Here is a 13,754-nt window from a genome sequence, read left to right as displayed (position 1 = left end):
AATCTGGAAGACCTGCGTAAGGCTGAAACAGCTTCCAAGGACTAAACCTTTACAATATCAAAAACTCACTGTGGTAGTAGCACAGTGAGCTTCAATTTTAAATAACCCTATTTGCTTACACGCATACGATTTTCACATGCTCACAGAGATGAGGACTATTTCTTTACTCTAATTCGATACCAGTCCTCTCTCGGATTCCCAACAATTCCGTGAAGAGCCATAAATTAAAAGCTCATTCCCCACGAAATGAGAAATGAGCTTTTTTTAATTTCCCCAAATAATATGTCATAAAAACTTATATAATTTGGGGTTTGCACTAGCTAACACAAAATACTAGTAGAGTTTCATCCATGATGAATTACCGACTATCGGATCTTTCAGGTTTGGACCATCAGCAAATTTTTCGGTATCCTCATCAGCTTCAGATCCAGCGGCTCTCACAGCTATAGATCCATCTGCATTATAGTATACTGATATTTCACTGGTGAGATAATTCTTAACAGCGGTTACTTCAACAACAGTATCCATATCAGTAAGAGTCCAGTCACCATACAACATGTAGCTAGTACCGCCACCAGAACAGGTATCACTAACACTAGGTACATTGACAGCAAATGCTACATTGTATGAATTAATAATCTTAGGATCTCTATAAATACGGGCACCGCTACCATAACTAGAACCCAAATTGTCATCAGCCAAATCCAGATACCAGCCATAAAGCTTAGTATCTTCATTTGGTTTTGCAGCCGGATCAACCTTAATACCGCCATCAGCGTAGCTATACTTTATTAAGCAGCCTTCTGCATTGCCGGAATTATGAACGTCTGATGGGTTGGCACATCTATGAACCAGTTCACCGTCATTTCTGTTTGATGCGTTAACAGAAGGATCGTAAGTATTCAGATCCCTTAACACATAAATAGTCTGGGTAGTATTGTATTTAAGTGATACAGTACCCTGATCAGCTGTTGTCCACAGACCACCAGTACCAAAGATCAGACCGACACCACCACCTGGATGATAGTCGATTGCCACCTTTGTTGTGATTGGCTGTGCTACACCGTTTGAATCAGTAGCTCTGAAGATAACTCTTGGTTCAGCATTAACCCAGTTAGCAACATTATAGTAATCATCAGGCTGTAAGCTCTTCAGATCTAACTTCCATAAGTTACCGAACAGGTCACCCCAATACATACCGTTGTATAACAAACCAACCTCATCTATTGATGATGAAGTCTGAAGTTGCAACGGTCCGAAAGCATTGGTTCTTCCGTATCCCCAAGGATCTTCGGCTGCAACATCACGTTCACCGATGATACATGGAGTAAATTCAGAGAGGGAACCGCTTATGCAAGAACCACCCTGACCGAATATATCTACAAAAGTTAAGCCTTGTTTTGCAGCATCATAACCACTTGCAAAAATAAAATATTCAATCGCTGAGTCAGATTCCTCAGATGTTTTTACTCTCACATAGGCTGGAGCTACACGCTGCTTACCAATATACTGAGACTGTTCTTCCTTAAGTTCCCAAACAAGAAGCTTATCACTACCGCTCATCAAAGCAGAAAGCTTAGCATCAACCCCTGAATTAGCAATAGAATCGATGGCTGACACATTCAACAGATAAGCACCTTTAACACCTAAACCATAAGTACCATACAGATAGACCTTTCCGCCTGATTTCAATACCTTTGGAGTACTGTCAACATAAGCCTGATGGTCTGTGTTGTAGGTTTCCTTAACAAGCTTTCCTAAATGAGGCAGCATTGCTGAAGGAAGATAAGATACAATAGGCTTACCATCGGCTTCGTTGAGAATATGGAGCATACCGTCATTTGCACCAACTGCAAGATACTTACTGTTATTCACAGTAAAGGCAACTACATCGGAGTTAATAACGTCAGCCAGAACGAATCTGAAATCTTTTTCTCCTGTAATACTTTCAGAACGGTATCTCAGAGGCTTGTTTTCATTATTAGCCAGTCTCTTTGAGTAATTATCTGAGGTATTTAAACCTTCGTACTTGTGATCACCAAGAACCCAACGCACCAGCTTATCAGCATAAGCAAGATAATCCGGATCGTTTACCTGTTCATCAGTTAAAGAATTTTCATTGAGAATCTGACGGACAACATCATATCCTAAATACTGGACAGCACCACTCCCCTGAGATTCAGTAGCGTAACCACTTTTATCTGAGTTCCATGTATTATAGTTATATGGAATTTCCGTAGCATAGAATCTCTTCAACTGATGGTTAACAGAATCCAGGGTAATTACAACTCTGTCATCAGGTAAAGTAGCAGCAAATGTCTTGGCAGCATTCCATTCAACGTCACCGTTTATTGAGATGTTTCCTTTATCATCCGTAGTGTATCCACGTTTAGACACTGCACCGTACCAGGTTGACGGATCATAAGATGTACCGTAAACAGAACCTTCAGTACCCACTATGGCATCTGCAGCAACAAAGCTAGATCCAGACTTAAATGTCTGATCAATCTTATTAAGCATTTTCGCGATACCGTCACGCATCTTAACAGGATTTGTAACAAGATAGTAGTTATCAGGTTCTACCTTTGGATCTTTACGACCTGCACTATTATCCGGATTAATACCGTACTTTGCCGCAAACCAAAGAGGACTCTTTAACCAACCGGTATCACCATTGGCTTTGCTTTCATCAACCTTGAACAAACGGCTGGTGGTAACACCTAAATTGTTAGCTGTTGCATGCTTACCCATTGATGAAAGACGATCACCATGTAAACGTGCATTATAGTTTTTGGCCATATCCTTGAATATAGCATACTGCTTGTATCCAGCGTCATACAGTGCTCTTCTGTTACCGTAGTAGATCGCTGCATGAGGTGCAATATAGGTATCATAGTAGCTATCTATAACATCCGGAGACCAGAACGCATAATTATATGAAGTTTCAGTATAAGCGTAATAAGGGAACAGACACATATTGTCCGTAAAGGTAGTCTTGCCCTTTTCTGCAACCTGTGTAAGACCATGATCCTTGTCGGTGATCATTTTCCAGTAGCTGGAACGACATGAATCGATTGATACGTCATTTATAACGGTATCCAGTTCATACATGTTGGTATTACAACCTGTCTTATCAGTACTCTTTGATGACAGTTTACCCAAATCCATGTATACGCCTTCATTTTCAACACCGGTTATTACATAACCAGCATGCTGAGGAGCATATGGGTCACCATCTTCGTGAGAAAGCATAACTCTGACATAAGTACCTTTATTACCTTGAATAACCTTATACTTATATCCTACCACCCAGTCCATATCGTAGTCTGAGCCATATTCAAAGTCTTCGTAACTAACTCTGAACACACCTTCATCTGCACCGAGACTTTCTACATAGAAGTCAGCAACCTGATTTGTTGACTGTCTTAAACGAACATCCTTGGAAATATTTTTAAGATAAATTTCCTTGGTTGAATCATTGCTACTTACATTACAATAATCGCAAGGTGTTTTTGCGAATGGAAGTAATTCAACAGTTATCTGTTTTCCTGATTTAGTAGTAACAGGAATATTAATCTGCGGAACATTAGGCTTCATTGCAACTACATAAGTTGAAAGATACAGATTGGCCTTTTTACCGTTCGGACCTTCTGATTCTCTTAACCTGTTTTTACTGTACAGAGAAGCAACACCGGCAACATTGTAACTACCAAAACTGAAAGCAACGGAAGGAGCAAGGCCTATTACCTGACTAAGATTGGTAATATGCTTTCTGGATGGAATAAATTCATATGCACCGGAATCTTTACCACTTACCTGCCCCATGAAGTAACTGCCTTCAGCAAGACCATATTCATTAGAAACTGATGCGGTCTCACCAAGAATCGCTGAAGTATCACCGGAATATGGAGTACTGTTATTATAATTACTATCAAAACTGATATTTTCATCAGCAATCAAAAGAGACACAGGCTTAGCACAGTAGGTAGAACTTCCTTTTGGATACGGATCTGAACGGGTCACGTGACCAATCTTCAACTGAGCTTCTTCAAAATCAGACTTCTGATCGTCCAGGTCAACGCCTTTAAAATACTTGGCAGTCTGGTAAAGCATCTTTCCTACAGGATTACCCCAGTCATGACATCTGCCACCGGACTGGTTATACATTTTAACCAATGTATCATCTACACTTCGAGAACATTTGTTGTAGACACCGCCACCGTTAGGGTATCCTAAGTTATTTGAACCACTTTCCTTGGCAGATATGTTCATACGGTCGAAAGTAGCAACGATACCACAAATTGCCCCGGCACCATTGCTGGATACGCCTGAACACTTAATCGTACCAAAATTAAAGTCACCGGCTACGTGTGAGCTGGTGTTGTCGTAGTGAATTTCAGAATTAAAATCACCGATGTTTGCTCTTAAAATACCTGTCTGGATATTCTTTTCCCAGCCACCGCTGATAAGACCAAACTTCATACGAGGTTTATCACCCTGCCCATACTGCTGCAACAGACCTATAGGCTGCCAGATAGGTTCAGCTTCGGTGCCATAATTATAACAGTTATCATTATCATGGAACTGTTCGGTACATGCCACAACGGCTATGCCGCGTGTTTGTACAGTACTCGAGAAAAGACTTTCGTTCTTGGTTGTACTACCTTCAGTCTTCTTTGATCTATCAATTTTCTTCTGATTTTTTGAGCCTATGGCATCATTTGAGTCCTGATTGAAAGTCTGACGGCTTGCCCAGTCCCAAATATATGCCGGGTCTGTATTCTGTGATGACGGAGCTCTGCCAGGCATACCGGCATTATGCACTTTTGCATAACGAAGATATGACGTACTCCAGCGGTATGAATTACCATTGCCATCATTGTTGCTGGCTTCATTTGGACTGTCTGGAGATGCTACCACAAAAAACCAGGCATCTTCTGCATTACCGGTATCAGTCAAATCAGTAAACTGAGATACCCTAAATTTCTGATCATACATTAAATCAGAAAATACCTTACCCCATGAATGAGAATCACGTATTACACGTGAGTGTGCCAACAGTGATGATCCATTGTACTTTGTAGTCTTTGCTGAACCGTTTGCAAGATTACTACCCTTGGTTGAGCTGTACACACGGGTACCACCATACAGAACCTTTCTGATAACGTCAATACGGCTTGCGGTCACATAATTCAGAAAATTACCGCTCCAAGTTCCGCTACATATTTTGGCAGTTCTGGACGGACGATCCGTATTTGCCCACATGTCAAGGCTGACAGCACTGCTGTCAGTTGCAATAGCTACCGGATACCAGTATCCAGGGAATTTGCTGTAAGAAGAATTTGGCGTAGATGCATCTGGAACATTGGTCAGATTACTGGTTCCTGACTGATACTTGTAACAGAATTTCGGATCAAAAAGACCATAATATGAAATTGAAGGGTCAAACATGATATCAAGCTGACCATCACCATCAATATCAGTGTAATCTGAATAAGCTTCTGTAAACAAATTATGTTCTCTACCTACGGTCAGCATAACCAGTGGGGCAACCCCCAGACCTGCTATGCCGAACGGTGCGGTTGCAGGAGAATTGTTCTTAGCCTGCAAAAGTTCTTCATTTGAAGCGTTCTGCAGGTTAGGATTAGCCGCCAAAGCCACACCGGAGACCGTTAAACCCGTGGCCGCCATGAACACACAGGCATTAATGACTCTGGATAAATTTTTTAACTTAACCATGAGCTTACCTCACTTAAATTAAAGTATGAAAATAATTATTCTTTTTTTCAAAAATGAAAACTACTCAATTTACTATTAAATACTAACTAACAATTATTTTCAAAAAATTATTAACATTTAATAATAGAATTACAGTTTAATTCACAAAATTTGCATTTTAAACTCTTAAACTATTTAGTTTTATTTTTATAAAAAACTGTTAATTTACAACAGTTTTTAATATTTTGTTAAAAAATATTACTATAAATGGATAAACCGACACTAATTATCCTTTATTTATAAAATATTATAAATAACTATATATTATATATAATTAGCACGCACTGTAATTTCATATATCATCTTTTTGATAAATCATTTATAGTTTTAAAACATGCAAAAAAGATTACTGCCGGACATAAAACATGTTAATAAAACATATTCTTTACATTTGCAAAAAAGCAAAATTCATTAACACACGGTATTAACAAATGTAAATTCAGGAAATTTTTTTTAACTTAGGGAAAATAGAGTTTTTCTCACATTTGTCATAAAAAAAACTCTATAAAAAAGCATAAGAATATTATAAGCCTGAGGGCAGTTTAAAATTCTGTTTTTCGTTTGAAACACCGATGTTCTCAACATCATAGTCAGCATTTTTGTTGAGGCATTTTACTATTTCCTCAATCAGGTATTCCGGAGCAGAAGCACCACTGGTAATAGCAATAATATTTTTTCCGGCGGTCATCTCCGGTGTGAGATCTGTGTAATCATCAATAAGATAGGAAACGCATCCTGTCTGTCTGGCAACCTCACTGAGACGATTGGAATTGGATGAATTCTTTGAACCGACAACCAATACCACGTCAGCAATTTTGGCAACTTCCTTCACAGCCTGCTGTCTGTTCTGAGTTGCATAACAGATATCGTTGGTTGCCGGTCCGGAAATTAAAGGGAAAGCCTGTTTCAAGGCATCAATACAATTCTTTGCCTCATCAACACTGAGAGTCGTCTGAGTTACAAAATGAAGCCTGTCAGGATGCATGATATTAATTTTTTTTATTTCATCAATGTTATTTATAACATGCATAGCCCCTACCCTGCTGGTATATTGTCCAACAGTTCCTTCCACTTCCTGATGTTTAGCGTGACCGATCATTATTATTTCTTCGTCCTGATCACTTATGCGTCTGACCTTTCGATGAACCTTATCAACAATAGGACAGGTTGCATCATAGACTCTGAGATTTTTACGTACGGCCTTCTGTTCAACTTCTTTTGAGACACCGTGTGCGGAAAAAACAGTAATGGCTCCGTCAGGAATTTCATCCAGACAGTCCACAAAGATGGCTCCATGACGATTCAGTTCTTCAACCACGTGTTTATTGTGCACAACCTCGTGCAGAACATAAACATTTTCATTTTCAAATTTTGCAAGCACAAGTTCAACAATCTGAATTGCTCTGCTGACGCCTGCGCAGAAACCGCGGGGGCTTACCAGCAGAATTTTTTTTCTGTTATTTTCCTGCATTGTCTGAATTTTCCTTATTATTCTTATTCAAAAACAGTTCATATACGCACCACAGAAAAACACCTGCGCATATTCCGCAGTCAGCAACATTGAATGCCGGATAATGATAGTTTCCAAAATTAAAATCAAGAAAATCTATAACGTAACCATATGCAATACGATCATACAGATTTCCCAATGCCCCGCCGACAATCAGTGCATACCCTGTATTTGAAATCAGCTGAGATCTGCTGTTTTTAAACATCCCCCTGATACAGAAACAGCTGACAGCTATGGCAATGACACTGAAAAAAACAACCTGCCATCCATTCTGTCCTGCAAGAAAGCTGAAGGCAGCACCGTGATTATGCACATGTATAATTCTGAAAAAATTAGGAATAACCTCAATGGAACCAGCGATATCATTAACCGGTACATTACTTACAATCCATTGTTTTGTCAGATAATCCAAAAGCATGACCACAACAGAGAGAAGCAGATAAACCAGGCCGGTTTTAAAAATTTTTCCACCCATCCACAAATCCTTGATTATCAGTAAACAAAGCCCTGCATAAAACAGGGCTTATACATATTATAACAAATGCATCATGAACGCTTTATGCGAACTTACGGATTTCACCGTTGCCGTCGATATTCTCAGCACAACGCTTACAGATACCTGGATGACCTGAAACAGAACCGATTCCAGGAACTCGATGCCAGCATCTTTCGCACTTTTCTTCTGCTGTTGCAACAACAGTTACGGCTAAGCCGTCAATATCTGCCTTTTCAGCATCTGCTCCGTCAGCAAGAGGCAGTACTTCACACTTTGACACCAGAAGAACGAAGCGTAATTCATCTTCCAGAGCCGCAAGAGTTGCGGTAATGTCATCGTTTGCGTAGATCTTTACTTCCGCTTCCAATGAACTGCCGATAACCTTGTTCTTACGGGCATTTTCAAGCTTCTTATTCACTTCATCGCGAACAGTCTTAACCTTCTGCCAGAAATCATCATTAAGAGACGCGTCATCAGGAAGTTCCTTAAGACCTTCATACCATTCTGCTGTAAATACATACTTATCTCTCTTTCCAGGTAAGAGCTGCCATATTTCCTGAGCGGTAAAGCTCAGAATCGGAGAGAACCAGCGTACCATGGCTTCAGCAATAAGATACTGTGCAGTCTGACTTGATCTGCGGGCAACACCGTCGGTCTTGGAGGTATACAGTCTGTCCTTAACAATATCAAGATAGAAAGATCCCATATCTACGGAGCAGAACTGCATAATCTTCTGCACAACGGTATGGAAATCAAAGCTGTTATAAGCCTTGATAATTTCCTTCTGAGCCTTTGCGGCACATGATACTGCCCAGCGGTCAAGTGCAACCATATCATCGAAATCAACCATATTCTTTTCAGGATCAAAATCATTGATGTTTGCCAAAAGGAATCTTGAGGTGTTACGGATACGACGATATGCCTCGGCACTGCGCTTGAGAATTTCATCAGAAACGGTCATTTCACCGCTGTAATCGGTTGAAGCAACCCACAGTCTTAAAATATCAGCACCGAGTTTGCTGATTACATCCTGAGGACTAACAACATTACCGATTGACTTACTCATCTTACGACCCTGTCCGTCTACGGTAAACCCGTGAGTCAGAACAGTCTTGTATGGAGCCTTGCCTGAAATAGCGGTACCAATCATCAGAGATGACATGAACCAGCCGCGATGCTGATCTGAACCTTCAAGGTACATATCAGCGCTCTGACCGTTGTATTCAGGGCGCTTGCCCACAACGGTATAGCTGGTTGAACCGGAATCAAACCATACGTCAAGAGTATCTTTTACCTTAACATATCTTTCCTGTTCTTCAGCGGTAAGGACTTCCTTAGGATCAAGATCCCACCATGCCTGAATACCCTTCTTTTCAACACGCTTGGCAATCTCTTCAATCAGTTCCTGTGTACGAGGATGAAGTTCATTGGTATCCTTATCTACAAACAGAGCGATAGGTACACCCCATGTACGCTGACGGCTGATACACCAGTCAGGACGGTTTGCCACCATCGCTTCAATTCTGTTCTGTCCCCATGACGGAACCCACTGAACCTTCTTGATTTCATCCAGTGCGTTGGTTCTGAGGCCCTTTTCTTCCATGCTGATAAACCACTGCGGGGTAGCACGGAAAATGATTGGTGACTTATGTCTCCAGCAGCATGGATATGAGTGATTAATCTTGTTAACTGCTGCCAGAGCATCCTTTTCCTTAAGAAGTTCAACAACCTTAGGATTTGCCTCAAACACGTTCTGACCGGCAAAATAAGGAGTTCCTTCAAGGAATCTGCCGTCTGCACCTACAGGACATGCAACTTCAAGATTGTACTTGCAGCCAACCACATAGTCATCCATACCGTGACCAGGAGCGGTGTGAACAGCACCTGTACCGGAATCATCGGTAACATGAGCACCGAGAATAACAGGAACCTGAATATCCAGGAACGGATGACAGAACTTCAGACCTTCAAGATTGCTGCCCTTGGTAACGGCAATCACGGTGTAATCAGTCACGCCGTATCTCTTTAAAGCTTCAGCCGAGAGAACTTCCGCCAGAATATAGCACTTGCCGTTATCTGCGGAAATCAGCTGATAGTTGAAATCAGCATTGAGACATACGGCTCTGTTTGCAGGCAGAGTCCATGGAGTGGTTGTCCAGATAACAATGTTGGGAACACTGTCACACTTGGCATTGCCGAAAGCACTGAGAACAGCTTCCTTGTCTGCAGCCTTGAAACATACGTCAATTGCATATGACTGCTTGTCATAGTACTCAACTTCAGCTTCTGCCAGAGCACTGCCACAGTCAATACACCAGTGAACAGGCTTAAAGCCCTTTACCAGATGGCCGTTTTCCGCAACTTTGCCCAAAGCACGGATAATATTGGCTTCTGTTTCAAAATTCATGGTGAGATACGGATTCTCCCAGTCACCGAGAACGCCCAATCTCTTGAAATCATTGCGCTGGGCATCAATCTGGGTTCTGGCATACTTACGGCACTCTTCTCTGAATTCTGCTGCGGTAACCTTCTGACCAGGCTTTCCTACAAGACCTTCAACCTTGAGTTCAATAGGAAGACCGTGACAGTCCCAGCCGGGAATATATGGAGCATCAAAACCGCTTAAGGTCTTGGACTTAATTATGATATCTTTAAGAATCTTATTTACTGAATGACCAATGTGAATATTGCCATTTGCATATGGAGGACCGTCGTGCAGAATAAATGACTTTCTGCCTTTTCTGGCGTTTCTAATCTGACTATAAAGATCATCTTCATACCAGGAATTTAACATCAGCGGTTCACGCTTTGCCAGATCACCACGCATCGGGAAAGGTGTATCAGGCAAATTAAGAGTTTTCTTATAATCTGTCATTTTGATTCAATACCATAATTAAAAAACACTGTCTTCAGGTTTCTAAGCTTATGCTTATTTCCCCGCCGTATCATGAGCGATAGACTTGCCGACAGTATGTCTATACAAGAACGGAAAATACCGCACCTTTAATCATTAAAAGCCGACTGAAAACGATTGACAGTTTAAAACGTCAGACATTCTCAGCCGCTCAATAAACCTACGGATGAACACTGAAATACGCTCTGGTTTCCTGTTCATCCTTTGAAATCTGCTGTTTCAGCTCATTCAGAGACGGAAACTTGATTTCATCTCTCAGTTTTCTGATAAATGAAACTTTAATCTCTTTCGTATACAGATTGCCGGAAAAATCAAATACAAAAACCTCCAGCAGAGGATACGTACCGTTTACAGTCGGTCTCATGCCTACATTTGCCATGCCGTATCGCATGGATCCGTCGGGCATACAGACCTTCACAGCATAAATACCGAACAGAGGCACAACCCTTCGGTTAAGATTGATATTGGCCGTCGGAAAATTTATCGTTGACCCTATTTTTCTTCCGTGACAGACCTTACCTCTTATATAGAAGTATTCTCCAAGCATTTCCGATACTTTATCCAGAGAACCTTCCCTTAAAAGCTGTCTTATCACCGTTGAGCTGACACGCTCTCCGTGATATCTGTAGCTGGACATGCTGTATACTTCGAATCCGTATTTTCTGCCGGACTCGACCAGCAGATCATATCCGCCTTTGCCCATCCTGCCGAAACGGAAATCATCTCCGACTATAAGCAGTTTAACGTTAAGTCTTTTTACCAGGACATCCTCAATAAACGACTCAGGAGACTGACAGGCAAATTTCTGATTGAATTTAGGGCAGAACAGGTAATCGATATCAAGCTCCTTGAGTCCAAGAAACTTGTCTCTGAACCTGCTTAACCTTGCCGGTATTTTCTCACAGGACAGAAATTCCAGAGGCTGTGGCTCAAAGCACATTACACCCGTTTTAATACCCAGTTTACGAGCCTTCTCCTTCAGTTCACTGAGGACGGCTCTGTGACCTATATGCAAACCGTCAAAATTACCTATGGTTAGTGCTATTCCTTCAGCACGGCAGGTATAATTATCAAGATTTCGCACTAAGTGCATAATTCAACCAACTATTAAAAACAATTTTATTTATCAACAAGAATAGGATTATACCAAAAAAACGTTATGTTTATAACATTTTTTAAACTACGCCCCCTTTAGCTGAGACGGACGAATTCCCAGCAGCAGCAACGTTACAAAATAAACCGCAGCTCCTGATGCAACAAGACACACCAAATACACAATTGAACTTATATGGCTTATTCCGGCCCATTCAGCGGCATCAGCTGCAAAACAGCCCTTAAGGAACATCAAAACCATGGACATAACAATCGTACCGGCAAGAAGCTTTAGAACAAAAACAACGGTATTTCTGCTGATATGATAAATATTCTTCTTGGCAAGACCACGCAGAAGCAGTGAGGCATTAACAATGGATGACAGTGTTGTGGACAGTGCCAGTCCCAGATAGCCGTAACCGCTGTTTCCACCTACAAGCAGCCAGTACTCAATAGGAAATACTATAATCAGACTGCATATAATGTTGGTCACCATGGAAATGATTCCGTATCTTACAGGTGTGGCGGTATCCTGTCTTGCGTTAAATCCGGGAGCCAGAACACGAACAAGCATAATAGCCCATAAGCCTGACACTGAGGCTATTACACTCAGAGACACATGACCTGCAGCGTCGAGGCCGAATTCTCCACTCATGTAAAGAACGCGGATTATTGGTTCACGAAGCATTATAATCCCCATCATTGCAGGGAAACCAAGCAGAAGAACAAGCCTGATACCCCAGTCCAATGTCTTAACGTAACCATCAAGATCCTTTTTGGCAAACTGACGAGACAGGGCAGGAAGAATCACCGTTCCTATCGCCACACCGAAAATTCCTATCGGGAATTCCAGCAGTCTGTCTGAGTAATACAGATAACTGATTGCCCCGGTCGTAAGCTTTGTGGCGATAATAGTGTTGATAATCAGATTAATCTGACTGACCGAAACACTGAAAATAGCAGGAATCATCAGTTTTCTAATCTTGGTCACACCAGGATGATTCCAGCTGAAGCGAGGTATTACCAGACATCCCAGCTTATACAGAAACGGCAGCTGAAATAAAAACTGCACTACCCCGCCAGTCATAAAACCGATTGAAAGAGCCAGATTCGGATCTTCAAAGTAATCTTTCAGAACAAAACAGCTTGCAATCATGCAGAGATTCATCAGACACGGAGTAATGGCAGGAATCAGAAATTTTTCAAAGGTGTTTAATATGGCACCAGACACGGCTGTAAGAGTAATGAAAAACAGGTATGGAGTCGTTATTTTCAGTAAAAAAGAGGCCTGTGTAAATTTGCCTTCCCCAGGATTTTCCAGCCACTCCTGAAACCAGCCCCACCCGAAAACGGCCGTTATCACGCTGCTGCCCAGCATACCTATTACGGTAATAATGAAGACAACCGCGCCGAGAGTTCCTGAAGTATTGCTTATAAGATCCTTGAGTCCTTCCTGATCCTTCTTTGCCTTGAATTCAGACATAACGGGCACAAAAGCCTGACTGAATGCGCCTTCTGCAAACAGTCGTCTTAAAAAATTAGGAATTCTCTGCGCAAACAGAAAAATATCCGAACTCTGACCGGCACCAAGAAGATTAGCAATGCACACATCTCTTATCAGTCCGAGAATTCTGGACATAAAAGTGGCAAGAGACGTGATTATACTGGAACGAAATAATTTACTCATGACAATCTGCAATCAATAATCATATGATATGAAAATAATAATCCGTGCTCAGTGTATCATAACCGAAAAGACAATCTCACCGTCCGGACATAATGCTGCAGATTATAATATCTATCTCCCTCATTCTCAAACATAATACTGATTCCGCACAGTTACGCTTTTTGGATAATAATGAAAATATGACGGTTACGCTCAGTATGTACCGCCTTTGCACAGTGCCCGGCCGAGATTTAAATAAATACATCAAAAAACATGACAATCCGGCATGCTTTTGATA

The 13,754-nt window shown here is 41.3% G+C and carries 6 protein-coding genes; all 6 read right to left on the bottom strand.

Annotated elements, in window-relative coordinates:
- Positions 1–333 precede the first annotated feature (333 nt).
- Entirely contained in the window at positions 334–5,739 is a 5,406-nt protein-coding gene (locus T489_RS0110545) for a pilus assembly protein (protein WP_031580000.1), read from the bottom strand.
- A gap of 562 nt (positions 5,740–6,301) precedes the next feature.
- The gene (gene ispH, locus T489_RS0110540) at positions 6,302–7,249 is read right to left on the bottom strand and encodes a 4-hydroxy-3-methylbut-2-enyl diphosphate reductase (RefSeq protein WP_031579999.1); all 948 of its coding nucleotides are present in this window, start codon (positions 7,247–7,249) and stop codon (positions 6,302–6,304) included.
- On the bottom strand, positions 7,236–7,763 hold the full coding sequence (lspA, locus tag T489_RS0110535) for a signal peptidase II (protein WP_031579998.1): 528 nt from the start codon (positions 7,761–7,763) through the stop codon (positions 7,236–7,238). The genes ispH and lspA overlap by 14 nt, the downstream gene beginning before the upstream one ends.
- Before the next feature lie 82 nt (positions 7,764–7,845).
- The gene (gene ileS / locus T489_RS0110530; protein ID WP_031579997.1) at positions 7,846–10,659 is read right to left on the bottom strand and encodes an isoleucine--tRNA ligase; all 2,814 of its coding nucleotides are present in this window, start codon (positions 10,657–10,659) and stop codon (positions 7,846–7,848) included.
- Positions 10,660–10,858: 199 nt separating this feature from the next.
- Positions 10,859–11,791, bottom strand: a complete 933-nt coding sequence (gene ribF, locus T489_RS0110525) for a bifunctional riboflavin kinase/FAD synthetase (RefSeq protein ID WP_031579996.1) — start codon at positions 11,789–11,791, stop codon at positions 10,859–10,861.
- Between the two features lie 87 nt (positions 11,792–11,878).
- Positions 11,879–13,477: a murein biosynthesis integral membrane protein MurJ gene (gene murJ, locus T489_RS0110520; RefSeq protein WP_031579995.1), complete on the bottom strand. Its 1,599-nt coding sequence runs from the start codon at positions 13,475–13,477 to the stop codon at positions 11,879–11,881.
- Positions 13,478–13,754: the final 277 nt, after the last annotated feature.

Source organism: Ruminobacter sp. RM87 (assembly GCF_000701925.1).
GTDB classification, from domain to species: Bacteria; Pseudomonadota; Gammaproteobacteria; order Enterobacterales; family Succinivibrionaceae; genus Ruminobacter; species Ruminobacter amylophilus.
The sequence above is the reverse complement of the archived record's forward strand: the minus strand, read 5'-3'. Positions and strand labels throughout refer to the sequence as shown.